Origin of the sequence: Tunturibacter psychrotolerans (assembly GCF_040359615.1) — a bacterium.
Lineage (GTDB): Bacteria > Acidobacteriota > Terriglobia > Terriglobales > Acidobacteriaceae > Edaphobacter > Edaphobacter psychrotolerans.
In genome coordinates, this window is the sequence record NZ_CP132942.1 from 1,790,646 (window position 1) to 1,814,470 (window position 23,825).

The 23,825-nt window shown below is 57.1% G+C and carries 35 protein-coding genes; 34 read left to right on the forward strand and 1 reads right to left on the reverse strand.

Annotation, left to right across the window (positions count from 1 at the left end):
- Positions 1 to 135 precede the first annotated feature (135 nt).
- A complete protein-coding gene (locus RBB77_RS07270) occupies positions 136 to 2,211 on the reverse strand; it encodes an alpha/beta hydrolase family protein (protein ID WP_353066015.1) in 2,076 nt (691 codons plus the stop codon).
- 647 nt (positions 2,212 to 2,858) lie between these two features.
- On the opposite strand from RBB77_RS07270, the gene rpsL reads away from it, so the two are divergent.
- The 34 genes from rpsL (at position 2,859) to rpsD (ending at position 23,736) form a co-directional block, all read left to right on the forward strand.
- A complete protein-coding gene (gene rpsL, locus RBB77_RS07275; RefSeq protein WP_014263802.1) occupies positions 2,859 to 3,242 on the forward strand; it encodes a 30S ribosomal protein S12 in 384 nt (127 codons plus the stop codon).
- A gap of 111 nt (positions 3,243 to 3,353) precedes the next feature.
- Positions 3,354 to 3,824 carry a 30S ribosomal protein S7 gene (rpsG, locus tag RBB77_RS07280; RefSeq protein ID WP_158943903.1) on the forward strand — a complete coding sequence of 157 codons (471 nt, stop codon included), beginning with the start codon at positions 3,354 to 3,356 and terminating at the stop codon, positions 3,822 to 3,824.
- An 84-nt stretch (positions 3,825 to 3,908) separates the two neighbouring features.
- Positions 3,909 to 6,008 carry an elongation factor G gene (fusA, locus tag RBB77_RS07285; RefSeq protein ID WP_353066018.1) on the forward strand — a complete coding sequence of 700 codons (2,100 nt, stop codon included), beginning with the start codon at positions 3,909 to 3,911 and terminating at the stop codon, positions 6,006 to 6,008.
- Between the two features lie 69 nt (positions 6,009 to 6,077).
- Positions 6,078 to 7,265 (forward strand): elongation factor Tu, encoded by a 1,188-nt coding sequence (gene tuf / locus RBB77_RS07290; RefSeq protein WP_353063398.1) that lies wholly within the window; start codon positions 6,078 to 6,080, stop codon positions 7,263 to 7,265.
- A 128-nt stretch (positions 7,266 to 7,393) separates the two neighbouring features.
- Complete coding sequence (rpsJ, locus tag RBB77_RS07295) at positions 7,394 to 7,711, forward strand: 30S ribosomal protein S10 (RefSeq protein ID WP_013581294.1); 318 nt, start codon at positions 7,394 to 7,396, stop codon at positions 7,709 to 7,711.
- A gap of 97 nt (positions 7,712 to 7,808) precedes the next feature.
- Complete coding sequence (gene rplC, locus RBB77_RS07300; RefSeq protein ID WP_353066021.1) at positions 7,809 to 8,546, forward strand: 50S ribosomal protein L3; 738 nt, start codon at positions 7,809 to 7,811, stop codon at positions 8,544 to 8,546.
- Between the two features lie 92 nt (positions 8,547 to 8,638).
- On the forward strand, positions 8,639 to 9,313 hold the full coding sequence (gene rplD / locus RBB77_RS07305; RefSeq protein WP_353066023.1) for a 50S ribosomal protein L4: 675 nt from the start codon (positions 8,639 to 8,641) through the stop codon (positions 9,311 to 9,313).
- Positions 9,314 to 9,607: a 50S ribosomal protein L23 gene (locus tag RBB77_RS07310; RefSeq protein WP_183975620.1), complete on the forward strand. Its 294-nt coding sequence runs from the start codon at positions 9,314 to 9,316 to the stop codon at positions 9,605 to 9,607.
- 83 nt (positions 9,608 to 9,690) lie between these two features.
- Positions 9,691 to 10,515 carry a 50S ribosomal protein L2 gene (gene rplB / locus RBB77_RS07315; protein WP_353066026.1) on the forward strand — a complete coding sequence of 275 codons (825 nt, stop codon included), beginning with the start codon at positions 9,691 to 9,693 and terminating at the stop codon, positions 10,513 to 10,515.
- Positions 10,516 to 10,611: 96 nt separating this feature from the next.
- A complete protein-coding gene (gene rpsS / locus RBB77_RS07320; RefSeq protein ID WP_020715229.1) occupies positions 10,612 to 10,899 on the forward strand; it encodes a 30S ribosomal protein S19 in 288 nt (95 codons plus the stop codon).
- 89 nt (positions 10,900 to 10,988) lie between these two features.
- A complete protein-coding gene (gene rplV, locus RBB77_RS07325) occupies positions 10,989 to 11,513 on the forward strand; it encodes a 50S ribosomal protein L22 (protein ID WP_353066029.1) in 525 nt (174 codons plus the stop codon).
- A 79-nt stretch (positions 11,514 to 11,592) separates the two neighbouring features.
- Positions 11,593 to 12,267, forward strand: coding sequence for a 30S ribosomal protein S3 (gene rpsC / locus RBB77_RS07330; protein ID WP_158943402.1), 675 nt, complete (start codon positions 11,593 to 11,595; stop codon positions 12,265 to 12,267).
- 64 nt (positions 12,268 to 12,331) lie between these two features.
- Entirely contained in the window at positions 12,332 to 12,766 is a 435-nt protein-coding gene (rplP, locus tag RBB77_RS07335; RefSeq protein ID WP_353066031.1) for a 50S ribosomal protein L16, read from the forward strand.
- Between the two features lie 40 nt (positions 12,767 to 12,806).
- Positions 12,807 to 13,082 carry a 50S ribosomal protein L29 gene (gene rpmC / locus RBB77_RS07340; RefSeq protein WP_353066033.1) on the forward strand — a complete coding sequence of 92 codons (276 nt, stop codon included), beginning with the start codon at positions 12,807 to 12,809 and terminating at the stop codon, positions 13,080 to 13,082.
- 2 nt (positions 13,083 to 13,084) lie between these two features.
- Positions 13,085 to 13,429 (forward strand): 30S ribosomal protein S17, encoded by a 345-nt coding sequence (rpsQ, locus tag RBB77_RS07345; RefSeq protein WP_179636960.1) that lies wholly within the window; start codon positions 13,085 to 13,087, stop codon positions 13,427 to 13,429.
- Positions 13,430 to 13,507: 78 nt separating this feature from the next.
- Positions 13,508 to 13,879 carry a 50S ribosomal protein L14 gene (gene rplN, locus RBB77_RS07350; protein WP_158790617.1) on the forward strand — a complete coding sequence of 124 codons (372 nt, stop codon included), beginning with the start codon at positions 13,508 to 13,510 and terminating at the stop codon, positions 13,877 to 13,879.
- 67 nt (positions 13,880 to 13,946) lie between these two features.
- Positions 13,947 to 14,276, forward strand: coding sequence for a 50S ribosomal protein L24 (rplX, locus tag RBB77_RS07355; protein WP_353066036.1), 330 nt, complete (start codon positions 13,947 to 13,949; stop codon positions 14,274 to 14,276).
- Positions 14,277 to 14,389: 113 nt separating this feature from the next.
- A complete protein-coding gene (gene rplE / locus RBB77_RS07360; RefSeq protein WP_353066038.1) occupies positions 14,390 to 14,938 on the forward strand; it encodes a 50S ribosomal protein L5 in 549 nt (182 codons plus the stop codon).
- A 61-nt stretch (positions 14,939 to 14,999) separates the two neighbouring features.
- A complete protein-coding gene (locus RBB77_RS07365; RefSeq protein ID WP_020715220.1) occupies positions 15,000 to 15,185 on the forward strand; it encodes a type Z 30S ribosomal protein S14 in 186 nt (61 codons plus the stop codon).
- A 161-nt stretch (positions 15,186 to 15,346) separates the two neighbouring features.
- Positions 15,347 to 15,745 (forward strand): 30S ribosomal protein S8, encoded by a 399-nt coding sequence (gene rpsH, locus RBB77_RS07370; protein WP_183975624.1) that lies wholly within the window; start codon positions 15,347 to 15,349, stop codon positions 15,743 to 15,745.
- Between the two features lie 117 nt (positions 15,746 to 15,862).
- On the forward strand, positions 15,863 to 16,408 hold the full coding sequence (rplF, locus tag RBB77_RS07375) for a 50S ribosomal protein L6 (protein WP_353066041.1): 546 nt from the start codon (positions 15,863 to 15,865) through the stop codon (positions 16,406 to 16,408).
- Positions 16,409 to 16,523: 115 nt separating this feature from the next.
- Positions 16,524 to 16,889 carry a 50S ribosomal protein L18 gene (rplR, locus tag RBB77_RS07380; protein ID WP_179636966.1) on the forward strand — a complete coding sequence of 122 codons (366 nt, stop codon included), beginning with the start codon at positions 16,524 to 16,526 and terminating at the stop codon, positions 16,887 to 16,889.
- 48 nt (positions 16,890 to 16,937) lie between these two features.
- Positions 16,938 to 17,444: a 30S ribosomal protein S5 gene (gene rpsE / locus RBB77_RS07385; RefSeq protein WP_218884479.1), complete on the forward strand. Its 507-nt coding sequence runs from the start codon at positions 16,938 to 16,940 to the stop codon at positions 17,442 to 17,444.
- Positions 17,445 to 17,484: 40 nt separating this feature from the next.
- Positions 17,485 to 17,679 carry a 50S ribosomal protein L30 gene (gene rpmD / locus RBB77_RS07390; RefSeq protein ID WP_183792928.1) on the forward strand — a complete coding sequence of 65 codons (195 nt, stop codon included), beginning with the start codon at positions 17,485 to 17,487 and terminating at the stop codon, positions 17,677 to 17,679.
- Positions 17,680 to 17,777: 98 nt separating this feature from the next.
- A complete protein-coding gene (gene rplO, locus RBB77_RS07395) occupies positions 17,778 to 18,239 on the forward strand; it encodes a 50S ribosomal protein L15 (RefSeq protein WP_353066044.1) in 462 nt (153 codons plus the stop codon).
- Between the two features lie 92 nt (positions 18,240 to 18,331).
- Positions 18,332 to 19,741, forward strand: coding sequence for a preprotein translocase subunit SecY (gene secY, locus RBB77_RS07400; protein ID WP_353066046.1), 1,410 nt, complete (start codon positions 18,332 to 18,334; stop codon positions 19,739 to 19,741).
- A 12-nt stretch (positions 19,742 to 19,753) separates the two neighbouring features.
- Positions 19,754 to 20,479 carry an adenylate kinase gene (locus RBB77_RS07405; protein ID WP_353066048.1) on the forward strand — a complete coding sequence of 242 codons (726 nt, stop codon included), beginning with the start codon at positions 19,754 to 19,756 and terminating at the stop codon, positions 20,477 to 20,479.
- A gap of 20 nt (positions 20,480 to 20,499) precedes the next feature.
- Positions 20,500 to 21,249: a type I methionyl aminopeptidase gene (map, locus tag RBB77_RS07410; RefSeq protein ID WP_353066050.1), complete on the forward strand. Its 750-nt coding sequence runs from the start codon at positions 20,500 to 20,502 to the stop codon at positions 21,247 to 21,249.
- 147 nt (positions 21,250 to 21,396) lie between these two features.
- A complete protein-coding gene (infA, locus tag RBB77_RS07415; protein WP_013581270.1) occupies positions 21,397 to 21,615 on the forward strand; it encodes a translation initiation factor IF-1 in 219 nt (72 codons plus the stop codon).
- 177 nt (positions 21,616 to 21,792) lie between these two features.
- Positions 21,793 to 21,906, forward strand: a complete 114-nt coding sequence (gene rpmJ, locus RBB77_RS07420; RefSeq protein ID WP_158790629.1) for a 50S ribosomal protein L36 — start codon at positions 21,793 to 21,795, stop codon at positions 21,904 to 21,906.
- 135 nt (positions 21,907 to 22,041) lie between these two features.
- Positions 22,042 to 22,422 carry a 30S ribosomal protein S13 gene (gene rpsM / locus RBB77_RS07425; RefSeq protein ID WP_353066053.1) on the forward strand — a complete coding sequence of 127 codons (381 nt, stop codon included), beginning with the start codon at positions 22,042 to 22,044 and terminating at the stop codon, positions 22,420 to 22,422.
- A gap of 3 nt (positions 22,423 to 22,425) precedes the next feature.
- On the forward strand, positions 22,426 to 22,848 hold the full coding sequence (gene rpsK, locus RBB77_RS07430; RefSeq protein WP_353066055.1) for a 30S ribosomal protein S11: 423 nt from the start codon (positions 22,426 to 22,428) through the stop codon (positions 22,846 to 22,848).
- Between the two features lie 15 nt (positions 22,849 to 22,863).
- Positions 22,864 to 23,049 carry a DUF1272 domain-containing protein gene (locus RBB77_RS07435; protein WP_353066057.1) on the forward strand — a complete coding sequence of 62 codons (186 nt, stop codon included), beginning with the start codon at positions 22,864 to 22,866 and terminating at the stop codon, positions 23,047 to 23,049.
- A gap of 54 nt (positions 23,050 to 23,103) precedes the next feature.
- Positions 23,104 to 23,736, forward strand: a complete 633-nt coding sequence (gene rpsD / locus RBB77_RS07440) for a 30S ribosomal protein S4 (RefSeq protein ID WP_179585608.1) — start codon at positions 23,104 to 23,106, stop codon at positions 23,734 to 23,736.
- The last annotated feature ends 89 nt before the right edge of the window (positions 23,737 to 23,825 follow it).

Genomic DNA, 23,825 nt, shown 5'->3' on the forward strand with positions numbered 1-23,825 from the left:
CAGACCGGAAGCAAATCGTCCGGGCCTAATAGTGAACGCTGGTTGGACGATCCAACCAATCATTTCGCATCGTGGGAAGATCGCTCCCTTCAGCAAAAAAAACGTTGAAGGGAGCGAGGCTTGGAGACGGACCGTCTAGTTTGCGGGCATCTCTGTTTCGAACCAGTTCAGAGCGCGCTCGAGAACGTCTCTCCGGTGGCCGGGGTCGTGGAACGAGTGTCCCTCGTTCGGGTATATCACCAACTGTGTCTTTACGCCTTCGGCACGGAGGGCATGCCAGAACTCGAAGCTCTGAGGAGCGGGGCATTCGCCGTCGCGATCCCCTACGACGACCAGGGTTGGGGTCTTTACTTTCTTGATGTACTCGATTGCCGAGCTTTTGGCGTAGACGTCCGCGTCGTCATAGACGGTTTTGCCGAAGAACGGCACCATCCACTGGTCGATCGAGTTTTCGCCGTAGTAGCTCTTCCAGTCGCTGATGCCTGCTCCGGCGACTGCGGCGCGGAAGCGATTGGTTTGCGTGACGCCGAACATCGTCATGAAGCCGCCGTAGCTCCAGCCGGTGAGGCCTTCACGATTTTTGTCGATGGGGAAGCGCTTTTCGAGGACGTCCATGCCGGCGAGGATGTCGCGGAGATCGCCATAGCCGAAGTCCTTGATGTTGGCTTGCGTGAATTTCTCTCCCTGGCCATAGCTGCCGCGTGGGTTCGGCATGAAGACAAAGTATCCGAGGGCGGAAAACGGCACGCTTCCGTAGCCGACACCAGGCCAACGCGGCGTGACGGCAGCTGAGGGGCCGCCGTGAACACCGACGAGGAGAGGATACTTTTTCGCGGGATCATAGTTAGCAGGGTAGAGAAGCCATCCCTGGACTTTGAATCCGTCGTTGGTCCACTCGATGTTCTCGGCCTTTCCCCAGGTGGGTTTGAGGCCGTCATTGAGATGTGTGATCTGTTTCAGGTCGTGGATTGGACCTGCCCATACTTCGGGGGCTCGCTCGTACGAGCTGCGGACGATCGCAATGGTGTGTTCGTGAGACAGCGAGACGCTCATCTCAAAGTCGCCTGCGCCGATGGTCTCCGGGAAGGTCACGCTGGCCTGGGGGATATCTTTGCCGGTTGCCAGATCGATGGCCGTGAGGTGACTGCTGCCGCCGACCTGTTCCGCGATGGCCATGATTTCGGGTCCGACCCAGCCGATGAAGGCGACCGAAGCGGCGCGACCTGGAGTTACGTCTTTGGGTTCGCCGCCGGTGGATGGGATGAGATAGAGGTCACCGCCGGTGGATCCCTGGTCGCTCATGATGCCGCCGATAAAGGCGATTTGCTTGCCGTTCGGCGACCAACGGGGGACGGCGATCTGGAGACCGTGGAGGGGGCCGGAGATCTTGGTGGTATCGAGGATGGATTTGGGCTCACCGGTGGCAAGATCTCCGGTGTAGAGCTGAGCGACCCACCAGTTGTTCTCGCCCGGTGGGTTTGCGGCTACAAAGGCTAGATTTTTCGAGTCAGGCGACCAGCTGAATTCATAGACGTGCAGCGATGCGGGCGTTGCCTGCGAGAAGGTGCCGGTTGCGACCTGTACGACTCCGACCCGCTGAATTTCGACGCCGTCTTCGCCGATGACGCCTGACCATGGCTTCATAGCTGCGAGGGCTCCGGCACTGCGCGTAGCATTCTCAACAAAGAGGAAGCCAACGGATTTTCCATCGGGGGACCAGGCGAGAGAGTCGATGTTGCCTACGAGATGGGTCAGTTGCTTTGATTCGCCTGTGCTCTTTGACCAGAGGAAGATCTCGTCCTGTCCTGACTGATCGGCTTTTGCTGTGCAGTCGGAGACGAACGCGAGGGATTCTCCATCGGGCGACCACTTTGGATCCGCGCTACTGCAGTCGGTTGCTCCTGATCCTGTGCTGATGATCTTCTCTTTGGCGGGATCCGGATTCAAAGCGTCGGACAGATGAATCTGGGTGCTTCCGTGACTTCGGACCGACCAGGCTACGCTGGCGCCATCTGGTGAGATTGCTACTGCAGTGGGAGTTTTGGTCTGGCCAAGTGTTTCGATCAGCGGGCCGATTCGCGGGTCACTGGGGGTGGTTGCGGACGCGTCGGATTCGGCTCTCGCTGCGGAGGCGAGTCCAAACGTCGATAAAGCAGTGAAGGCGATGAACCCAAAGGAGAGCGAATGCTTACGAAGTTCTACCAAAGCCATGCGAAAAGCCTAGCATGGAGAGGACATGCGGATGTCGGCGGAAGGGCGACTGCATCCTGGCTTGTGCAATCAGCGGTTTTTGATGGGAAAAGCGGCGAAAAATTTGACGTTTTGCCGTCATATTGATATTGTAAAAAGGTTCCGCGAGTATCCGGACCGTGTCGTAGGGGAAGCTCGACGCACGGATGGGTGGAGAAAAACCCACGTGATCTTAGGTTCGCTTCCCGTCGCAAGACGGGTTGAGGATGATTGCGCTATACTGGATACAAGAGATTCACCGCAGGACATTCCCGGTCAGTGATTCGTCTGATTCATCGGATCTGAATGTCGTTCGTCTGCGGCCTATCGCAATCGTGCCTGCGACACCCTCCACCCTGGATGGGCTATGCGGGCCGGGACAGCGAAACGGAGTCGGCTCATCCTTCGAAAGTTGAGGAAAGGCGCTCGGCCACCGTCGACTGTTTACGTCTGGTTTGTTGTACCGGTTTACAGACGCAGCAGGGAAGATCTTCGTCAGAGACGCTTCAGCGTTCTCACTTTTTTGCGTGTACGGGGTATGTACCGCAAAGAGGCGAAGCTTGAATCTTACCTGTGCGTCTCACATAAGTTTGGTTGTAATGTTTCGCGCGCATTAACAAGGAGTTCTAGTGCCTACGTTCCATCAGCTCGTCAAGCAGGGCCGCACGCCCACTCGTTATAAGACCGCCAGTCCCGCGCTTCAGGGTTCGCCCCAGCGCCGTGGCGTCTGCACCCGCGTTTACACTCAGACCCCCAAGAAGCCGAACTCGGCTCTCCGGAAGGTTGCGCGTGTTCGCCTCACCAACGGGATCGAAGTTACGACCTATATCCCGGGCATCGGCCACAACCTGCAGGAGCACTCGATTGTGCTGATCCGCGGCGGCCGTGTGAAGGATCTGCCGGGCGTTCGGTATCACGTGGTTCGCGGCACGCTCGACTCGGTCGGCGTGGCCAACCGCAAGCAGAGCCGCTCGAAGTACGGCGCGAAGCGTCCGAAGGCTGCTGCTAAGTAAGTTTGTAGTTTTGAGATCAACCCGGCTGACTGAGTGAATCGGTTAGCCGCATTAATCAGGTTCAGGGCTTGAGAGTTCTACGGCCCTGAAGGAAGACGAGAAGAGAAAGCAATGCCGAGAAAAGGTTACATCGCAAAGCGTGAAGTTGCTGCAGACCCGGTCTATAACTCGACCCTGGTCACGAAGTTTGTTAACTCGATGATGTGGGGCGGCAAGAAGTCGACCGCGCAGGGCATCTTCTACACCGCCATGACCAACCTTGAGCAGAAGGGCGGCGACGAAGCCCTCAAGCTGTTCAAGAAGGCGATCGAGAACTGCAAGCCGCTTCTCGAGGTCAAGAGCCGCCGTGTTGGTGGTGCGAACTACCAGGTGCCGATCGAAGTTCTGCCGGAGCGCCGCACCTCGCTTGCTATTCGCTGGCTTGTGACTTATGGCCGCGCGCGTGGCGAGAAGGGCATGGTTGAGAAGCTCACTGCTGAGTTGCTCGATGCCGCGAACGGCCGTGGCGCCGCGATGAAGAAGAAGGAAGACGTTCACCGTATGGCCGAAGCCAATAAGGCTTTCGCGCACTACCGCTGGTAGTTAGTTCTCCAGCAACGTCCTTGTGATTTTAGGTTCAACGCTGTTATTACCGCGAGCAGAATGCTCGCAGATGAGAGATAGATCGTGGCACGCACTACACCTCTGAATCGTTGCCGGAACATCGGAATCATGGCGCACATCGACGCCGGCAAGACGACGACGACCGAGCGCATTCTCTTCTATACGGGTATTACGCACCGTATCGGTGAAGTGCACGAGGGAACTGCGACCATGGACTGGATGGAGCAGGAGCAGGAGCGCGGAATTACGATTACCTCCGCCGCGACGACCTGCACCTGGAAGAACATCCGCATCAACATCATCGACACGCCTGGCCACGTAGACTTCACGGCCGAGGTGGAGCGTTCGCTCCGCGTGCTCGACGGTGCTGTCGCCTGCTTCGACGCTGTCGCTGGTGTGCAGCCTCAGTCTGAGACTGTCTGGCGTCAGGCTGACAAGTACAAGGTTCCCCGGATCTGCTTCATCAACAAGATGGACAAGGCCGGTGCGGACGCTGTTTATGCGACTTCGACGATCGTTGATCGTTTGGGCGCGCGCGCTGTGCCGATCAATATTCAGATTGGTGCCGAGGCGAAGTTTCTAGGTGTCGTCGATCTCGTCACGATGAAGGCTATCTACTGGCACGACGAGACTATGGGCGCCGAGTACTCGGTGGAAGAGATCCCTGCTGAGCTGCTTGAGAAGGCAAAGGCTGCCCGTGCGTACCTGATCGAAGCTGTCTCTGACTCTGATGACGAGATCATGCATCTTTATCTCGAAGGTCAGGAACCGACTGAGGCTCAGCTCAAGGCTGGCATCCGTAAGGCGACCATCGCGATGAACATCTTCCCGGTGCTCTGCGGTTCGTCGTTCAAGAACAAGGGCGTACAGACGCTGCTCGATGCAGTTGTCGATTACCTGCCTAGCCCGCTCGATATTCCTCCAATGATCGGACACAACCCCGACAACATGGAAGAAGAGGTTATCCGCAAAGCTGATGATAACGAGCCGTTCTCGGCGCTCGGCTTCAAGATCATGACCGATCCTTTCGTCGGTCAGCTGATCTTCATCCGCGTCTACTCGGGTCAGTTGAAGACCGGCGATTCGGTGTTGAATCCGCGTACCGGCAAGACGGAACGCATTGGCCGTCTGCTGAAGATGCACGCCAACAAACGTGAAGAGATCACTGAGATCCTCGCGGGTGATATTTGCGCTGCGGTTGGTCTGAAGAATCTCGTCACGGGCGACACGATCACCACGGACAAGCACCCCGTTGTACTCGAGTCGATCGACTTCCCGGCGCCTGTTATTGAGGTTGCTGTGGAGCCGAAGACGAAGGCTGACCAGGAAAAGATGGGCATGGCGCTTGCGAAGCTCGCGCAGGAAGATCCCACGTTCCGTGTTCGTACGGATATCGATTCGGGCCAGACCATCATTGCTGGAATGGGCGAGTTGCACCTTGAGATCATCGTCGACCGCATGATGCGTGAGTACAAGGTCGAGGCCAACGTTGGTAAGCCGCAGGTGAACTACCGCGAGACGATCCGCGCCAACGCCGAGGCAGAAGGCAAATACATCCGTCAGACCGGCGGTTCGGGTAACTACGGCCACGCGAAGATTCGTATCTCTCCCAATGAGCCGGGCAAGGGCTACGAGTTCAGCAACGACACCAAGGGAGGAGCAATTCCCAAGGAGTACATCAAGCCGATCGACCAGGGCATTCAAGATGCGATGCAGCGTGGCGTTCTGGCCGGCTACGAGATGGTGGACGTCAAAGTTTCGCTGTATGACGGCAGCTATCACGATGTCGACTCGAACGAAATGGCATTCAAGATCGCCGGTTCGATGGCGTTCAAGGAAGCTGCCCGCAAGGCAAAGCCAGTTCTGCTGGAGCCGGTGATGTCGGTCGAAGTGACTGTTCCTGAGGAGTACATGGGTACGATCATCGGCGACCTCAACAGCCGTCGCGGCCGTATCGAAGGTATGGAGATGGTTGGTGGCACACAGGCAATCAAAGCCACTGTCCCGCTGAGCACGATGTTTGGTTATGCCACTCACATGCGGTCGTCCACGCAGGGCCGCGCGAACTACTCGATGCAGTTCAAGCAGTACGAAGAAGCGCCTCGCTCGGTCTCGGAAGAGATCATTGCCAAGGTGCAGGGCAAAGAAGCAAACGCAAAGTAAACGCCATTGGGCGTTAGCCCGGGCAAGAATTTTAGAAGTCAACGAGACACAGGAAACACGGAGAGAGTCATGGGCAAGGAAAAGTTTGACCGGTCAAAGCCGCACGTAAACATCGGGACGATCGGGCACATCGATCATGGCAAGACGACGCTGACGGCAGCGATTACGAAGGTGTTGTCGAAGCACAACCCGAAGAACACGTTCCGTTCGTTCGACACGATCGACAACGCACCAGAGGAGCGCGAGCGCGGTATTACGATTGCGACCTCGCACGTGGAGTACGAGACCCCGAACCGTCACTATGCGCACGTCGACTGCCCGGGCCACGCGGACTACATCAAGAACATGATCACCGGAGCGGCGCAGATGGACGGCGCGATCCTGGTGGTTGCCGCAACCGACGGCCCGATGCCTCAGACCAAGGAGCACGTTCTCTTGGCGCGTCAGGTTGGCGTTCCCTTCATCGTGGTGTTTTTGAACAAGTGCGATGCGGTTGAGGACGAAGAGCTGGTCGAGCTGGTGGAGATGGAAGTTCGTGAGCTGTTGTCGAAGTATGACTACCCTGGCGACGACACTCCGATCATCCGTGGCTCTGCGTTGGGCGCGCTGAACGGCGAAGCCCAGTGGGAAGCGAAGATCGACGAGTTGATGGCAGCGGTGGACAAGTACATTCCGCAGCCTGAGCGTGCGGTGGACCTGCCGTTCCTGATGCCGATCGAAGACATCTTCTCGATCTCTGGCCGTGGAACCGTGGTGACTGGCCGTATCGAGCGCGGCAAGGTGAAGGTCGGCGAGGCCTGCGAGATCGTGGGTTTTGGCGACACGCAAGCAACGGTCTGCACCGGCGTCGAGATGTTCAAGAAGCAGCTGGACGAGGGTCTCGCGGGCGACAACGCTGGTCTTCTTCTGCGCGGTATCGCGAAGGAAGCGGTTCAGCGCGGCATGGTTCTAGCCAAGCCTGGTTCGATCAAGCCGCACACCGAGTTCAAGGGCGAGGTCTACGTGCTCTCGAAGGAAGAGGGCGGACGTCACACCCCGTTCTTCAACGGCTACCGTCCCCAGTTCTACTTCCGTACGACGGACGTGACCGGTTCGGCGAAGCTTCCTGCGGGAACCGAGATGTGCATGCCTGGCGACAACATCCAGCTGGAGATCACGCTGCACACGCCGGTCGCGATGGAGAAGGGTCTGCGCTTCGCCATCCGCGAAGGCGGACGCACCGTCGGAGCAGGCACCATCAGCGAGATCATCAAGTAAAGAACGTGCACCACGAAGAAGTCTTTTAGTTGTTGCTGTATTGAGAATCGAGGGCTGCCGGTACGTGCAGAAGTTCATGGCCGGCAGTTACTCCAAACGATCTTTGAGTAGCGTGAAAGAGACCGAAAATGGCTGGACAGAGAATCAGAATTCGTTTGAAGGCATATGACTACCGCGTGCTGGATACGTCGACCGGCGAGATCGTCGAGACGGCAAAGCGCACGGGCGCTCAGGTTGCGGGTCCCATTCCCCTGCCGACCATGAAGAACAAGTACTGCGTTCTTCGTTCGCCCCACGTCGACAAGAAGTCGCGCGAGGCCTTCGAGATTCGTACGCACAAGCGGCTGATCGATATTCTCGAGCCGACTCAGCAGACCGTCGATGCGTTGATGAAGTTGGATCTGCCTGCAGGTGTTGACGTCGAGATCAAGACGGTTCAGAAGTAAAAAATCTTTTGGCGAAATGTTTCTGTTTTCGCTTATTAAAAGTACTAGCCCGGCAGTGCTGAGCTGAAGTTCAGCATGATGAGGAAAGGAAGCTCCAATGTCAGTAGTAGGAATTCTCGGAAAAAAAGTCGGCATGACGCAGATCTTCGACGAGCGCGGTGATATTCACCCCGTGACTGTTTTGAAGGCTGGTCCTTGCGTGATCACTCAGCTGAAGACGCTTGCGAAGGATGGCTATGAAGCCGCGCAGATCGGCTACGTCGACTTCGTCAAGGCCTCCAAGGTCAATAAGGCGATGACTGGTCACTTCGCCAAGTCGGATGTTCCTCCAGTCAAGGTGATCCGCGAAGTTGGTCTCGAAGCAGTGAAGACTGCTGAAGGCGAAGAGAAGGTAACGGCCAAGGCGGGCGACCGGATTCTGGTCGACATCTTCAACGACGAGCGGTTTGTTGACGTGATTGGAACCTCCAAGGGACGCGGTTTTGCTGGTGTTATCCGTCGCCATGGATTCGGCGGCGGTCCCAAGTCGCACGGTCACATGTTCCAGGTGCAGGGTTCGATCGGAGCTTCGTCGTTTCCGTCTCGCGTCTTCCCTGGTCAGCGTATGCCGGGCCACATGGGCGATGCACAGATTACGGTTCGCAACCTGCGTATTCGCGGGATTGATCTTGAGGATAACCTTCTGCTGGTTGAAGGGGCAGTGCCCGGCCCGCGTGATGGTTTCGTGCTGATCTCGAAGGCTAAGGCTCCACCGCGCGAGCGTCGTGGATTTGCTGGAGAAGCGACGAAGGACGCGTTGAAGGCTTCGAAGAAGGCTGCGCCGAAGAAGAAGTAAAGAAGTTTTAGACAAAAAGCACTTTATTTGAGTGCTTACTAAACAAAGTTTTTGCTCGCCGCATCGATGGCGAGCGCAAAGAGAGAAGAACGATGGCAAACATCAACGTAGTAAATCTCGCTGGAGCCAAGGTCGGAGAGTTCGAACTCGTCGACGAGGTGTTTGCGGCAGAGATCAACGACGGGCTCCTCTGGGAGTCGGTCAAGCACTACCGTGCCGCTCTTCGGCAGGGAACTGCAGCCACCAAGAGCCGCAATCAGGTCTCTGGTGCTGGCAAGAAGCTATGGAAGCAGAAGGGAACCGGTCGCGCACGTGTCGGTTCGATTCGCACTCCGCTCTGGCGTGGTGGTGGTACGGTCCATGGACCGAAGCCGCGCAGCTACGAGTACGCCTTTCCGCAGAAGAAGCTGATGGGCGCACTTCGCTCCGCGATCTCCGCGAAGATCAACGACGGCAAGTTCACCGTTGTCGACTCGTTCGAGGTTCCTGAGGCGAAGACCAAGCTCTTCCGCACCGCGCTGAACAAGCTTGAAGCTGGCAAGACGACTCTGCTCGTTGAGAGCAGCCGCAAGCTCGACGAGAAGCTCTACCTCGGTTCGCGTAATCTGCAGGGTGTTGAATTGGTTCTCAGCTCTGAGGTTCATCCTTACGACCTGCTCCGCTACGAGCACGCTGTGTTCTCGAAGGATGCCATCGAGGCTCTTCAGGAGACTCTCAAGAAGTTTGTTTCGAAGCGCAGCAAAACCGCGCAGAAGGAGGTTGCGTAAATGCCAACTCTCTATACCGTCATTCGCCGCCCCCTCATTACCGAGAAGGGCATGACCGTCAAGGAGACGCAGAACACTCTGGTGTTCGAAGTCGCCCTGAAGGCCACCAAGACCGAAGTCAAGCAAGCTGTTGAAACACTCTTCAAGGTCAAAGTTACTGGTGTTCGCACCTCGACCGTTGAAGGCAAGGAGCGTCGCCGGGGCAAGTTCGCCGGCTTTCGCCCCGATTGGAAGAAGGCTTACGTTCGCCTGAAGGATGGCGAGAAGATGCCGGAGTACCTCAACAGTCTCTAAGCGCGAATTTGTTTCGCAGCAAACAGAATTCAGGACCGAAGCGCAGCTAAGCGATTAGCAGCGCGGGCAAGGGAATAAAGACGATGCCGATCAAATCATTTCGACCGATTACCCCATCACTCCGCTTCGCGACGAAGCTTGTCAACGATGACATCACGACTGACAAGCCTCATAAGCCGTTGCTCGGAGTCAAGCAGCGCACCGGCGGCCGCAACAACAACGGTGGTCTCACGATGCGTCACCACGGTGGCGGTCACAAGCAGAAGCTGCGCCTTATCGACTTCAAGCGTGACAAGTACGGGATCCCCGGTACGGTTGCGACGGTTGAGTACGATCCGAACCGCAGCTCCCGCATCGCGTTGATCAACTACGCAGACGGCGAGAAGCGCTACATCATTCAGCCGATTGGTCTCACGGTAGGCCAGTCAATCATGAGCGGCCCAGAAGCCGATATCCTTGTCGGTAATGCTCTGCCGTTGAAGTTCATCCCGACCGGAACGATTGTGCATAACATCGAACTTCGTCCGGGTAAGGGCGCACAGATGGCTCGTTCAGCCGGCGCCCAGGTCAACCTGATCGCCAAGGAAGGCGATTACGCTCTACTGAAGCTGCCCTCCGGCGAGACCCGCAAGGTGCTTGTCGAGTGCATGGCGACCATCGGCCAGGTTGGCAACACCGACCATGAGAACGTTACGGTCGGTAAGGCCGGACGCAATCGCTGGAAGGGTATTCGTCCAGCCAACCGTGGTGTTTCGATGAACCCTGTCGATCACCCGCACGGTGGTGGTGAAGGTAAGACTTCAGGCGGTCGTCACCCTGTAACGCCTTGGGGTCAGCCTACCCGCGGATACAAGACCCGCAATAACAAGCGGACCGATGTGTTCATCGTGAAGCGTCGTACTAAGTAAGGACTAACAGTTCCGCAGTAAAGGGCAACACCAAGTCTCGCAAGCAAGAGATTCGTCGTATCGAGCATCGCAACAGGAAAATCGGAGCTTAGCAAAATGTCACGTTCAGCAAAAAAAGGTCCTTTCATCGACGATCACCTCATGAAGAAGATTGAGGGGATGAACCAGGTCAACGACAAGAAGGTGTTGCGCACCTGGTCGCGCCGGTCCACGATTCACCCGGACTTCGTCGGTCACACTATTGCCGTGCATAACGGCCGCAAGTTCATTCCGGTGTACGTAACGGAGAACATGGTTGGCCACAAGCTCGGAGAGTTTTCGGCAACCCGCACCTTCAAGGGACACTCCGCGCGCGCCGCTGAGACCTCCGCGAAGCCCAAATAAATCGGGCCGATCGTTTGCAGTTAGGTAAGACCGCGAGCCTGTAGCAACGGATAACGGGCAGCGAAGCAGAAGTTTGAAGGACGAAGATTATGGCTAAGGCAGCAGAAAAAATCAGAGAGTTCCGCGCAGAAGCTAAGTTTCAGCGCACCAGCCCGCAGAAGGCGAAGCTTGTCCTGGATCTGATCAAGGGACTACGCGTCGAGCAGGCGCTCAACACCGTCCACTTCAGCACCAAGCGCATGGCGCCCGTGGTGGAGAAGGTTCTGCGTTCGGCAATCCAGAACGCAACCTACGTCTCGCAGGAGCAGGGGCTCGATGTTGATGTCGATAACCTCTACGTCCGCACCGCGATTGCGAACGAGGGTCCGCGCATGAAGCGTATCCGCCCTGCCCCAATGGGCCGTGCGTTCCGCTACCAGCGCAGACTCGCACACATCATCGTTACCGTTGCTGAGAAGAAGTCGGCCACTGCGATCAGCGCAGCTGCTGATGCAGCTCCGGCCCCGGCAGCGAAGAAGGGCACCAAGAAGGCAGCCACCAAGACCGCGGCGAAGAAGCCCGCAGCCAAGAAGGCAGCCGCCAAGAAGCCTGTAGCGAAAAAGGCCGCGAAGTAAGCGGGTTTTCTTGTAAACTTAAAGTTTTGCACTACCGCCCACCGGCTCAACCGGAGAGGGCACGGAGTAAAGGGAAGCTATGGGACAGAAAGTCCATCCGTATGGGTTGCGCCTCGGCATCAACAAGCCGTGGAAGTCACGCTGGTTCGTGGAACGCGGCTATGACAAGCTGCTGGTCGAAGACGTCAAGCTGAAGGCTGAGCTGCGCGAGAAGCTGAAGGCTGCCGGTGTCAGCTCGGTTGAAGTGGAGCGCCCAGGCAACAAGCTGCGCCTGATCATCCGCACTGCGCGTCCGGGCATTATCATCGGCCGCAAGGGTGCCGAGATCGACAAGCTCAAGGCCGACATTCAGAAGCGCACCAGCCGCGAGGTCTTCATCGACATTCTCGAGGTCAACAAGCCTGAGCTCGATGCTCAGCTGGTTGCCGAGAACATCGCGCTGCAGCTCGAGAAGCGCGTCAGCTTCCGCCGCGCGATGCGCAAGTCGGTTGACTCCGCACTCCGCTTCGGTTGCAAGGGTATTAAGGTCCGCGTCTCCGGTCGTCTGAACGGAAACGAGATCGCCCGCTCCGAGTGGTACCTCCAGGGCCGTCTGCCGCTGCACACGCTGCGTGCCGACATCGACTACGGTTTTGCCGAAGCGCACACCACCTACGGCATCATCGGCGTCAAGACCTGGGTCTACCGCGGCGATATCTATGAGCAGAAGAAGCGTCGCGACCAGGGCGTTACGACTGGCGCATTCGCAAGCTAAGATTTTCCCGGCTTAGCCGGAGTTTCCGGGATCATATTCCCGAAAGAGTGAAGAGGGTTTCGTTATGTTGATGCCAAAGAAGGTCAAGTTTCGCAAACAGCAGCGCGGTCGCATGTGCGGCAAAGCGTGGCGCGGCTCCGATCTCTCGTTCGGCGACTTCGGCCTGAAGGTGATGGAGTGCGGTTACATTACCGATCGCCAGATCGAAGCCAGCCGTATCGCGATGACGCGTTTCATCAAGCGTGGCGGCAAGGTCTGGCTCCGTCTGTTCCCGGACAAGCCGATCACCAAGAAGCCTGCTGAAACCCGTATGGGTAAAGGTAAGGGCGCTCCGGATCACTGGGTCTGTGTTGTTCGCCCGGGCCGTATCCTGTTCGAGATGGAAGGCGTTACTCCCGAGCTGGCCAAAGAAGCGATGCGTCTCGCGGCTCATAAGCTTCCGCTCAAAACGAGCTTTGTTCAGCGCCACGATGTGAAGGCGACGGTCGTTACCAAGTAACACCGGGCTAAGTAGCTTTTAGTAGTGAAGGAAAAAGACAATGGAATTCGAGAAAATTAGCAATCTCAGTGACGATGAGCTCAAGAGCGAGCAGGCCAAGGCCGGCGAGCAGCTCTTCCGCATCCGCTTCCAGAAGAGCCTTGGCAACAACGAGGGCATCAAGAAGCTGCGGACCCTCAAGCTGGACATCGCCCGCATCAAGACCGTCGAACGGCAGCGCACTCTGGCCGCCGAGAAGGCCGCCAACCCCGTCGTCGCCAACGTTGCGCCGGCCAAGAGCACTCGCACCGCCCGCAAGAAAGCGAAGAAGGACTAATTATGGCAGATACAACCAACACCGCAGCCGCAACTCCCGAAGCTCAGACCTCGCGTCGCAATGAGAAGGTTGGTCTGGTCGTCTCGACCAAGATGCAGAAGACGATCGTCGTCGAGATCGAGATGCGTAAGGCGCACCCCAAGTACAAGCGCGTGATGAAGTCGAACAAGAAGTTCTACGCGCATGACGAGCAGAACTCCGCACGCGTCGGTGACGTCGTTCGCATTCGCGAGGCGCGTCCTCTGTCGAAGCTCAAGCGCTGGTCGCTCGAGGAGATCGTTCGCCGTTCGTCGCTCGCGCTGGCGGAAGAGAAGTCCGCGGCTGCTGTCGCTGCCGAAGCTAAGTAGCTTTTAGCGTTTATCAAGTTCAAGCCTGCGGCATGAGCCCGGGCCGTGTCACCGCAGTAGATTGCCAGGAGAAGAACGATGTCAGTACAAATGAGAACAATGCTTGACGTAGCCGATAACTCCGGCGCGCGCAAGTTGCAGGTGATCCTGCCGCTCGGTGGTGGTCTCGGCAAGAAGGCAGGCCTCGGCGACGTCGTCACCGCAGCTGTCAAAGAAGCCTCTCCCGATGGCACCGTCAAGAAGGGTAAGGTCGTCAAGGCTGTGATCGTCCGTACGCGCAAGGAGTATCGCCGCCGTGATGGAACGTACATCCGCTTCGACCAGAACGCCGCTGTCGTCATCAATGATGCCAATGAGCCGGTCGGAACCCGCGTGTTTGGACCAGTGGCCCGTGAGCTTCGCGAGAAGAAGTTTTTGAAGATTGTTTCACTCGCACCGGAAGTCATCTAATCAATTTCTGTTTTTCTATCGGAGTCCGGCTCCGTGGTTTCACGATCGTCGAGAAAAAGAGAGAGCTATGGCAGGCATCAAGATTAAGCGGAATGACAAGGTCGAAGTAATCGCAGGCAAGGACAAGGGCAAGCAGGGCCGCGTTCTTCGCGTCATCGCCGAAAAGAATCGCGTCCTGGTTGAGGGCGTCATGATGGTTAAGAAGCACGTGAAGCCGAACCCACAGCGCAACATCAAGGGCGGCATCGCGGAGCAGGAGGCCACCATCCACATCTCGAACGTTATGCTGCTCGATGGTGATGGGAAGAAGACCCGCATCGGCTCGCGTTTCGAAGGTGACACGAAGGTTCGCTTCTCGAAGACCAGCGGCTCAACAATCGCCGAGAAGAAGAAGTAAACAAAGTTTGTTTCACGTAGCAGCAGTTCAAATCCTGTAACAACGGTTTACCCCACGCATCGGTACACGGGCTCAAACCCAACCCGGAAATCGTGGAGAAAGCGAAGAAAATCATGGCAGCACGTCTGAAGCATAAGTACGAGAGCGAGATCAAGCAGGCGCTGGGTAAAGAGCTCAACATCACTAACGCCATGGCGATCCCGAAGCTCGAGAAGATCGTTATCAACATGGGTCTCGGCGAAGCCACCCAGAACGTCAAGATCATGGATCCCCTGGTGGCTGATCTTGCCGCCATTGCCGGACAGAAGCCTGTGACCACCAAGGCCAAGAAGTCCATCGCAGCCTTCAAGGTGCGCGAGGGCATGCCGATTGGTGCGATGGTTACGCTTCGCGGCGACACGATGTACGAGTTTCTTGACCGCCTCATCTCGATCGCTCTTCCCCGCGTCCGCGACTTCCGCGGTGTTTCATCGAAGAGCTTTGATGGTCGCGGCAACTACACCCTTGGTCTGCGCGATCAGCTGATCTTCGCTGAGATCGATTATGCCAAGGTCGACAAGTTGAAGGGTATGAACGTCACCATCGTCACGACGGCGAAGGACGACAACGGTGCCCGCGCCCTGCTGAAGAGCTTTGGTATGCCCTTCCGCGTTGGAGCTTAGTCTACGAAGCCAGGCCCACGGGTCTCGAACAGATTTGCACTAAAGATAGAGAGCAAAACACATGGCAACTACAGCAAAGCGCGTCAAAGACGCAAGGAAACCGAAGTTCAAGTCTCGCCAGCACAACCGCTGCCAGCTCTGCGGTCGTCCTCGCGCGTTCCTTCGCAAGTTCGGCGTATGCCGTCTCTGCTTCCGTTCGCTCGCCCTTAAGGGAGAAATTCCGGGCGTTGTGAAGTCGAGCTGGTAGAATAAAGAGATTCGTGTGCGGCTCAGCCGCGCACTTACTCCAGAGACCTCATCAGGGCGTCAGCTTATGGTGCAGAAGTCTGGACGTATCACCCGAAACAGACATCCCCGCAGGTTCTCGCGAGAGACACTCGTGAGCGAACGGGGGATGAAGGAGAATGAATGAACCTCACTGATCCAGTAGCAGACTTTTTGACACGCATCCGTAACTCCATCCGTGCGCGTCACCAGAAGCTCGACGTCCCCGCATCCAAGCTCAAGGCCGAGATTGCCCGCATTCTCAAAGAAGAGGGTTATATCGCGAACTACAAGCCGACCGAAGAGAATGGCATGAAGGTTCTCCGTGTTTACTTGAAGTACGGCCCGAACAACGAGGCTGTCATCCGCGATCTGCAGCGTGTGTCCCGTCCTGGTTGCCGTGTGTATCTTGGACGTGACGAGATCCGTCGCGTTCAGGGTGGTCTAGGTATCTCCATCATGACGACCCCTAAGGGTGTCATGACCGGTCGCCAGGCGCGTCGCGAAGGCGTTGGCGGCGAAATTCTCTGCGAAGTCTGGTAGTTCGGAATAGGTTCTCGTCATCTTTGCGATGACGAGACAGAAAAGTTTTCTCGGCTGCAGTGGAACGATCAGCACAAAATGTTGTCGCGACTCGCAAGCCACTAAAAGGGATTCGTTATGTCACGTATTGGTAAGAAGCCGATCGCTCTACCCGCCGGCGTCAAGTACACGGTCAGCGAGAATGGCAACACCGTTCTGGTCGAAGGACCCAAGGGCAAAGTCACCGCGATGCTGCCTGGCGGCATCACCCTCGTCCAGAAGGATGGCCACCTGGTCACCGAGCGTCAGACTGATAAGCAGGCGGCGTTTCACGGCCTCGCCCGCGCGCTGGTCTTCAACGCGGTTACCGGCGTCACCACTGGCTGGAACAAGGAAATCGACATCGTCGGTATCGGATACCGCGCCGAGCTGAAGGGTAAGAACATGGTGGTCTTCACCCTGGGCTACTCTCACCCCATCGAGTTTCCGTTGCCGACTGGCATCTCGGTTGAAATCGATGCGAAGCAGACCCACCTCACTGTATCCGGCATCGACCGGCAGAAGGTAGGCCAAATTGCTGCGGACATGCGTTCGCTCCGCAAGCCTGATCCTTACAAGAACAAGGGCGTGCGCTACACCGGCGAGAAGCTGAAGAAGAAGGTCGGAAAGACCGGAGCGAAGTAATCTGCGCTGCGTGAGGAGTAAGTCTTGATTGACTCCTTACGCAGCCAATCAATGTCGTTTCAACAACCGAACGTCCTCAGCACTCTGAGTACGCTATTAGGAAGGAAAGTCAATCATGATCAATCCACGTCAGCGTAATGTGATCCGCCAGCGCGTTCACACCCGCATCCGCGAGAAGATGTCTGGTACTGCCGAGCGTCCGCGCCTCAACGTCTATCGCTCGCTCAACCACATCTACACGCAGCTCATTGACGATCTCAACGGAGTCACCATCGCCTCTGCCTCTTCGATGGGCAAGAAGACCGAAGAGAAGAAGTACGGCGGTAACATCGCCGCAGCTGCTGAAGTCGGCAAGCTGATCGCCGAGCGTGCCAAGGAAAAGGGCATCAAGAAGATTGTGTTTGATCGTGGCGGCTATCTGTATCACGGCCGTGTGAAGGCTCTCGCCGATGCAGCCCGTGAAGCGGGTCTCGATTTCTAAGGTTCCCACGGCGCCCTGATTGGCCGCCAGAAAGCTGGATAAGACATTATGGCAATGAAGAAAAAAATCGATGCGAACCGCCTCAACCTGAAGGACGAAGTCGTTTCGATCAACCGCGTCACCAAGGTCGTTAAGGGCGGTAAGAATATGTCCTTTGCCGCGCTGGTCGTCATCGGCGACCCGGCGGAAGGCGTAGTTGGCTACGGCTCGGGCAAAGCTAAGGAAGTTCCCCAGGCGATCCGCAAGGGGATTGAGTCGGCCAAGAAGAATTTGCACAAGGTCAATCTGACCGAGAGCACGATTCCTCACCAGGTTCTGGGCCACTTCGGCGCCGGCCAGGTGATGCTGAAGCCAGCTCCCGAAGGTACAGGCGTCATTGCCGGCAAGACGGTTCGCGCTGTGATGACCGCCGCTGGTGTACAGAACGTGCTGACCAAGAGCCTCGGCTCGGCGAACCCACACAACGTCATCAAGGCTACGTTCGACGCTCTCATCCAGCTTCGCAACAAGGCCGAAGTCGCCGCCCTGCGCGGTAAGGCAGTGGAAGAGCTCTAAGCTCTTGCCTCTGCTCTAACAAGATTCAAGGAGCTCTCTCATGGCTGATACCAACGCAACTGCCAAAATTAAGCTGCAGTACTTCCGTTCCAAGATCTGCACCCCAGTCAAGCACAAGCTCGTGATCAAGGGCCTCGGCTTTACCCGTCTGAACCAGATCGTCGAGCGGGAAGACACACCATCCATCCGTGGCATGGTCGCAAAGGTTCCACATCTGGTCCGCGTCGTCGACTAGTCACGATCCGGCATAACCGCACCAAACCCGTCAGGGCAAATCTATATGCGAGTCGGCGAAGAGCAGAAGCTGCTTCGTCGGCGTTAAGCGAGGAAACAATGGCAATTCGTAATCTCTCCAATCTCCGCGCCCCCAAGAAGGCTAACGAAAACAAGAAGCGTGTCGGCCGTGGTATGGGTTCGGGCATGGGTAAGACCTCGACCCGTGGACACAAGGGTCAGGGTTCTCGCTCTGGTTCTTCCTTGATGCGTGGTTTTGAAGGCGGCCAGATGCCCCTTCACCGCCGTTTGCCGAAGCGCGGCTTTACCAACATCTTCCGCGTTGAGTACCAGGTCCTTGGACTCGATCGTGTCGCCGAGATCGTCGCTGCCGAGAATGTCACCGAGTTCACACTCGATAAGATTATTGAACTTGGCCTCCTCCGCAAGAAGGGTGCTTTGCTCAAAGTGTTGAATAACGGCGAGATCAAGACCGCCGTGACGGTTCACGCACACAAGTTTTCGAAGACTGCGCAGGAAGCGATCGAAAAGGCCGGCGGCAAGGCCATCCTCATCGGCTAAGCAGCATTTAGAATGATTGGCAGGCGAGGGCACACGCCCTCGCATCGCCGTTTCACCAGATCACCAGTTTTACCCCGAGGTTCCTGCACCCGATGTTCGAGAAAATCGCAAACATCTTCAAAATTCCTGATCTCCGCAAGCGTGTGCTCTTCACGCTTGGCATGCTGGCCGTATACCGCCTCGGCTCGCATATTCCAACCCCCGGTATCAACGCCGACATGCTCGCGCAGTTCTTCAATCAGAACTCTGGCTCCGCACTCGGCCTCGTCGATCTCTTCTCGGGTGGAAACCTCCGGAAGCTCACAGTCTTCGCCCTCGGGATCATGCCGTACATCACGGCTTCGATCATCTTCCAGCTGCTGACGGTTATCTATGAGCCGCTTGCGAAGCTGCAGAAGGAAGGCGAACTCGGTCGTCGCAAGATTACTCAATGGACCCGCTACGTCACGGTCCTGCTTGGTATCGTGCAGTCGTTTGCTATCGCTCTGACGCTAACCAACACGAGCACAGGTCAGTCGATGGTCACGATCTCCCGCGCTGCGTTCATTCCGCTCTGCGTCATCACGTTGACATCCGGCACCGCCTTCATCATGTGGCTGGGCGAGCAGATCACCGAGCGCGGCATCGGCAACGGTATGAGCTTGCTGATCTTCGCCGGTATCGTTGTTGGCCTGCCCAAGGGGATCGAGAATCTGTACGAGAAGGTTCGCGATAACGCATGGGGAGCGCTCACACCGATCGCGGTTGTTCTCCTGGTTGTCGGCATGATCGCGGTGGTCGCCTTCATCGTTTTCGTGGAGCGTTCCGAACGTCGTATTCCGGTCCAATACGCCAAGCGCATTGTTGGGCGCAAGATGATGGGTGGCCAGTCCACGCACCTTCCGCTCAAAGTGAACTCAGGCGGCGTGATGCCGGTTATCTTTGCGAGCTCGATTCTGTCGGCGCCTTTGCTCTTCTCCGGCGCTCACATCTTCGGATACTCTCTGCAGGACTCTTCGTTCTTTGGCCCGATCCTGCGTGCTCTTGCACCGGGTGAACCGTGGTACGAGTTGCTGCAGATGGTGGCGATCATCTTCTTCGCCTACTTCTACATCTCGATTGTCTTTCGGCCCGACGACATCGCCGATAACATGCGAAAATACGGCGGCTTTATCCCCGGCATTCGTCCAGGCAAGCGCACGGCCGACTTTATCAATGATGTGCTGACCCGCATCACCCTGGTCGGCGCGCTTTATCTGATCATCATCACCATCATTCCGCAGTTGCTGATCAGCGGAATTCACTTCAACCACATCTGGCTGATTGGCTCTGTCTTCGACCACCTGCCAACCTGGATGACCAACGGTCTTGGCGTCAACTTCTACTTCGGTGGCACCAGCTTGCTGATCGTTGTAGGCGTGGCCATGGATACCGTCCAGCAGATCGAATCGCAGCTCATCATGCGTCACTATGACGGCTTCACTCCCAAGAGTGGCCGCATCCGTGGCCGCAAGAGCTGGTAGGAAGTTATCGCATTGACGACAAGCATCGTATCTGAGCCCGAGACGGCCCCGGCAGACAAGAACTTTCTGCCTGGGCCAGTACTCCTTTTAGGCGCCCCGGGCGTTGGCAAGGGAACGCAGGCGAAGGCTTTGATGGCTGCCTACGGCATCCCTCAAGTCTCGACTGGCGACATTCTCCGCGCCAACATCTCGAAGGGAACGGAGCTCGGCAAAGCAGCCAAGGCGCTCGTCGATCAGGGCACGCTTGTCTCCGACGACCTCGTGAACCAGATGGTCGCAGACAGGCTGAAGCAGCCCGATACGCTGCGCGGCTTTATTCTAGACGGTTTTCCGCGGACTTTGAATCAGGCGAACTGGCTGGATGCGCAGCTTTCCACGGATACCAGCACTCTGCCTGTCGTCGCGATCAGCATTGTGGTCGAATACGAGCAGTTGCTTCATCGCATCACCGGTCGCCGTATTTCTCCTGCAGGCCGCATCTACAACATCTACTCGAATCCTCCGAAGGTTGCTGGCATCTGTGATGTTGATGGCTCGGCCCTGATCCAGCGTCCTGACGACTCCGAAGCTGTCTTTACGGAACGGATGAAGACCTTCGAAGCGCAGACCGCGCCTGTGGTTGAGCACTATCGCAAGCAGGGCCGCTTCGAGATCGTGGATGGGGATCGTCCGGTGGAAGAGGTCACGGCTGGAATTAATGCCGCTCTCCATCGGCTTCGCCAGGCGCCAAACCAGTAACACTTGAGACGAACTGCACTATGGCTATCATGATCAAAACGGCGCAGGAGATCGAGAAGATGCGGATCTCCGGTAAAGCTCTTCGCCAGGTCCACAACGCGATTGCGCCCCATGTTGTCGCCGGCGCTTCGACGATGGATCTCGAAGAGATTGCCGTCAAAAAGATTGCGGAGCTGGGCGCGATAGCGGCCTTCAAGGGATATCACGGCTTTCCTGCCGCTCTGTGCACTTCGGTCAATAACGAAGTGGTCCACGGCATGCCCAACGCCAAGCGGATTCTCGCCGAAGGCGATATTCTTTCGATCGACTGCGGCGTCATTATCGACGGCTACTACTCCGACGCTGCCGTGACCTACCCTATCGGCAAGGTCAGTGCGGAGACGACGAAGTTGCTCGAAGTGACGAAAGCTTCCCTGGAAAGGGCCATTGAGCAGTGCCAGGTGGGCGGACGCCTGGGAGATATCTCCGCCGCCGTCCAGGAACTCTGTGAAGCAGAAGGTTTTGGGGTTGTCCGCGAGTTTGTGGGCCATGGAATCGGTCGCGCCATGCACGAAGATCCCCAGGTTCCGAACTTTGGCGCTGCCGGCAAGGGGCCGCGGCTGAAAGCAGGAATGGTGCTCGCGATCGAGCCCATGATCAACGCCGGCGGGCCGGAAGTACGTGTTTTGAAGGATGGATGGACGGCGGTGACCATCGATGGCAGCTACAGTGCCCATTTTGAGCACACGGTTGCCATCACGAAAGATGGCCCCCAGGTGCTAACCAGATAGGAAAATAGTCCCCTTTTGGGGTACTATAGAAGATGCGGTGTGCGCAAGTGTGTCGCATGGTAACTCTGGTTGAGGAAAACACTCAACTTATAGAAGAAGTTGTGGAGATGAAAGGGGTTTAGCCTCTTCCCCTCCAAAGGAGATCGTTTGTCGAAGGAAGATGCAATTGAAGTGATGGCGGTGGTTGTCGAAACCCTGCCGAATGCGATGTTCAAGGTCGAGCTTGAGAACAAGCACCAGGCCCTTGCACACGTCTCCGGGCGTATGCGCAAAAACTTCATTCGTATCCTCCCCGGCGACCGCGTCGCGATTGAGCTCAGCCCGTACGATCTCAACCGCGGCCGCATTGTCTACCGCTACAAGTAGACAACGGCTACGGGAGCCCATCCCGTCTCCATCATGGGTTGCTCAAGCGCATTTGCACTTGGGATAAGTCAGGGCGTTTGCCCTGGCGTTCAGGTCGTTTGTCAAAAGGGAACTCATTCCCCATTGACCGCGTCCTTTAGTCGTCAGGTTACAGGTTGCATAAAGAAGGGAATCACAATGAAGGTTCGTGCCTCAGTAAAGAAGATGTGTGACAAGTGCAAGGTCATTCACCGCCGTGGTGTGGTGCGTGTTATCTGCGAGAACGCGAAGCACAAGCAGCGTCAGGGATAAAGAAGACCCAATGTTACCGGCCCCGTCGGGCTAGTTAGCCGAAATCAAGGCTTGCGTTGAACCCGACGGACTCACCGCAAACAAGCAACCCTGCTCTCGTGGCGAAGCTACGAAGCTCAACCGAAAAGGAACCCCATGGCACGTATTGCTGGAGTCGATGTCCCTAATAACAAACAGGCGCGCATCGGTCTCACCTACATCTTTGGAATCGGCGACTCTCGCGCGGCCAAGATCCTTGCGAAGGCGGATGTTGATCCGTTCGCGAAGGTCGGCACGCTCGACGAAGACGCGCTGAACCGCATCCGTCAGGTAATTGAAGCCGAGGGCCAGATCGAAGGCGATCTCCGCAAGGACATCTCGCTCAACATCAAGCGCCTCATCGAAATTCAGTCCTACCGTGGCCTCCGCCATCGCCGCAGCCTTCCTGTCCGTGGCCAGCGCACCCACACCAACGCTCGCACCCGCAAAGGCCCGCGCAAGGGAACCGTTGCTGGTAAGAAGAAAGCGACGAAATAAGACATGGCGAAGACACAGAATACGAAGAGCGCAGCAAAGCCCGGCAAGAATAAGAAGTTCAAAAAGCGCGAACGGAAGAACGTTCCATTTGGCCTCGTCTTCATTCAGGCTTCGTTCAACAACACGATCGTCACCATCACCGACCAGATCGGCAACACGCTGAGCTGGAAGTCGTCCGGTTCGCTTGGCTTCCGCGGCTCCCGTAAGGGAACCCCGTTTGCCGCTCAGCAGGCCGCCGTCGGTGCAGCCAACGCAGCCCGCGACCACGGTGTCCGTTCGGTCGATGTGCGCGTCTCGGGGCCCGGCTCAGGCCGCGAGTCCGCGATCCGCGCTCTCGCCACCACCGGCATCGAGGTGCGCAGCATCCGAGACGTTACGCCGATGCCGCACAACGGTTGCCGTCCGCCGAAGCGCCGCCGCGTTTGATCTGTGGCACTTTTGATGAAGTCCGAATGCGAGCGCTGTAATACAGCTCTCGATGCAAACGGAAGAGCCTTCATCTGCAGTTATGAGTGCAGCTTTTGTGCAACATGCACTCAGGTTTTGAATGCAATCTGTCCCAACTGTGGCGGTGAGCTTGTTCTCAGGCCCCGCCGCAGGCAAGACCTTACCGCAACCGGATCGTGAAGAAGCGCTGCCCGCGCGTAAAGCGATCGTCACCCGAAGTTAGGAGTTATAAAAATGGCACGTTACACCGGACCCGTCTGCCGCCTCTGCCGCCGCGACGGCACCAAGCTTTTCCTCAAGGGAACTAAATGCTTCTCTGAAAAATGCCCCGTCGAGAAGCGCAACTTCCCACCAGGCCAGCACGGCCAGTCCCGCAAGGTGAAGAAGGTCGTCGGCTACGGTCTGCAACTCCGCGAGAAGCAGAAGGCCAAGCGCATCTACTTCACACTCGAGACTCAGTTCCGCGCCTACTACCAGAAGGCCTCGAACAAAACCGGCGTCACCGGCGAACTCCTGCTCCAGCAGCTTGAGACCCGTCTCGACAACGTCGCCTACCGCCTCGGCTTCGCAATGAGCCGCCGCCAGGCCCGTCAGGTCGTCCGTCACGGTCACCTTCAGGTCAATGGCCGCAAGGTCAACATCCCGTCCTTTCAGGTGAAGGTTGGCGATGAGATCGCGATCCGCGAGGGTTCGAAGGCTCTGGTCATGCTCGAAGAGGCGAAGAACTTTGCCGCCGGTCAGAACCAGGTTCAGTGGCTCGACATTAACCGCGACAATCTCTCCGGCAAGGTCATCGCTCTGCCGAAGCGCGAGGACGTCAACCTGCCCGTCAACGAGCAGCTGATCGTCGAACTCTACAGCAAGTAACTGTAGTAGTTACAAAAAAGATTGGATCTCCACGTCCAGATCATCGGACGTGGATTCACCCTTAGCCGGCCCGAAAGGGAAGGCGAGTA

Bases quoted from the DNA above. Each gene is read 5' to 3' on its own strand.
- secY (WP_353066046.1), top strand. From the start codon at position 18,332: ATGTTCGAGAAAATCGCAAACATCTTCAAAATTCCTGATCTCCGCAAG.
- rpsQ (WP_179636960.1), top strand. From the start codon at position 13,085: ATGGCAGATACAACCAACACCGCAGCCGCAACTCCCGAAGCTCAGACC.
- rplC (WP_353066021.1), top strand. From the start codon at position 7,809: ATGTCAGTAGTAGGAATTCTCGGAAAAAAAGTCGGCATGACGCAGATC.
- rplR (WP_179636966.1), top strand. From the start codon at position 16,524: ATGATCAATCCACGTCAGCGTAATGTGATCCGCCAGCGCGTTCACACC.
- rpsG (WP_158943903.1), top strand. From the start codon at position 3,354: ATGCCGAGAAAAGGTTACATCGCAAAGCGTGAAGTTGCTGCAGACCCG.
- RBB77_RS07435 (WP_353066057.1), top strand. From the start codon at position 22,864: ATGAAGTCCGAATGCGAGCGCTGTAATACAGCTCTCGATGCAAACGGA.
- rplV (WP_353066029.1), top strand. From the start codon at position 10,989: ATGGCTAAGGCAGCAGAAAAAATCAGAGAGTTCCGCGCAGAAGCTAAG.
- rpmC (WP_353066033.1), top strand. From the start codon at position 12,807: ATGGAATTCGAGAAAATTAGCAATCTCAGTGACGATGAGCTCAAGAGC.
- rpsC (WP_158943402.1), top strand. From the start codon at position 11,593: ATGGGACAGAAAGTCCATCCGTATGGGTTGCGCCTCGGCATCAACAAG.
- rplN (WP_158790617.1), top strand. From the start codon at position 13,508: ATGTCAGTACAAATGAGAACAATGCTTGACGTAGCCGATAACTCCGGC.
- rplD (WP_353066023.1), top strand. From the start codon at position 8,639: ATGGCAAACATCAACGTAGTAAATCTCGCTGGAGCCAAGGTCGGAGAG.
- rpsJ (WP_013581294.1), top strand. From the start codon at position 7,394: ATGGCTGGACAGAGAATCAGAATTCGTTTGAAGGCATATGACTACCGC.
- rpmD (WP_183792928.1), top strand. From the start codon at position 17,485: ATGGCTGATACCAACGCAACTGCCAAAATTAAGCTGCAGTACTTCCGT.
- rplX (WP_353066036.1), top strand. From the start codon at position 13,947: ATGGCAGGCATCAAGATTAAGCGGAATGACAAGGTCGAAGTAATCGCA.
- rplF (WP_353066041.1), top strand. From the start codon at position 15,863: ATGTCACGTATTGGTAAGAAGCCGATCGCTCTACCCGCCGGCGTCAAG.
- tuf (WP_353063398.1), top strand. From the start codon at position 6,078: ATGGGCAAGGAAAAGTTTGACCGGTCAAAGCCGCACGTAAACATCGGG.
- rpsM (WP_353066053.1), top strand. From the start codon at position 22,042: ATGGCACGTATTGCTGGAGTCGATGTCCCTAATAACAAACAGGCGCGC.
- rplP (WP_353066031.1), top strand. From the start codon at position 12,332: ATGTTGATGCCAAAGAAGGTCAAGTTTCGCAAACAGCAGCGCGGTCGC.
- rpsE (WP_218884479.1), top strand. From the start codon at position 16,938: ATGGCAATGAAGAAAAAAATCGATGCGAACCGCCTCAACCTGAAGGAC.
- RBB77_RS07310 (WP_183975620.1), top strand. From the start codon at position 9,314: ATGCCAACTCTCTATACCGTCATTCGCCGCCCCCTCATTACCGAGAAG.
- rpsS (WP_020715229.1), top strand. From the start codon at position 10,612: ATGTCACGTTCAGCAAAAAAAGGTCCTTTCATCGACGATCACCTCATG.
- rpmJ (WP_158790629.1), top strand. From the start codon at position 21,793: ATGAAGGTTCGTGCCTCAGTAAAGAAGATGTGTGACAAGTGCAAGGTC.
- RBB77_RS07270 (WP_353066015.1), bottom strand. From the start codon at position 2,211: ATGGCTTTGGTAGAACTTCGTAAGCATTCGCTCTCCTTTGGGTTCATC.
- rplB (WP_353066026.1), top strand. From the start codon at position 9,691: ATGCCGATCAAATCATTTCGACCGATTACCCCATCACTCCGCTTCGCG.
- rplE (WP_353066038.1), top strand. From the start codon at position 14,390: ATGGCAGCACGTCTGAAGCATAAGTACGAGAGCGAGATCAAGCAGGCG.
- rplO (WP_353066044.1), top strand. From the start codon at position 17,778: ATGGCAATTCGTAATCTCTCCAATCTCCGCGCCCCCAAGAAGGCTAAC.
- rpsD (WP_179585608.1), top strand. From the start codon at position 23,104: ATGGCACGTTACACCGGACCCGTCTGCCGCCTCTGCCGCCGCGACGGC.
- map (WP_353066050.1), top strand. From the start codon at position 20,500: ATGGCTATCATGATCAAAACGGCGCAGGAGATCGAGAAGATGCGGATC.
- rpsK (WP_353066055.1), top strand. From the start codon at position 22,426: ATGGCGAAGACACAGAATACGAAGAGCGCAGCAAAGCCCGGCAAGAAT.
- RBB77_RS07365 (WP_020715220.1), top strand. From the start codon at position 15,000: ATGGCAACTACAGCAAAGCGCGTCAAAGACGCAAGGAAACCGAAGTTC.
- rpsH (WP_183975624.1), top strand. From the start codon at position 15,347: ATGAACCTCACTGATCCAGTAGCAGACTTTTTGACACGCATCCGTAAC.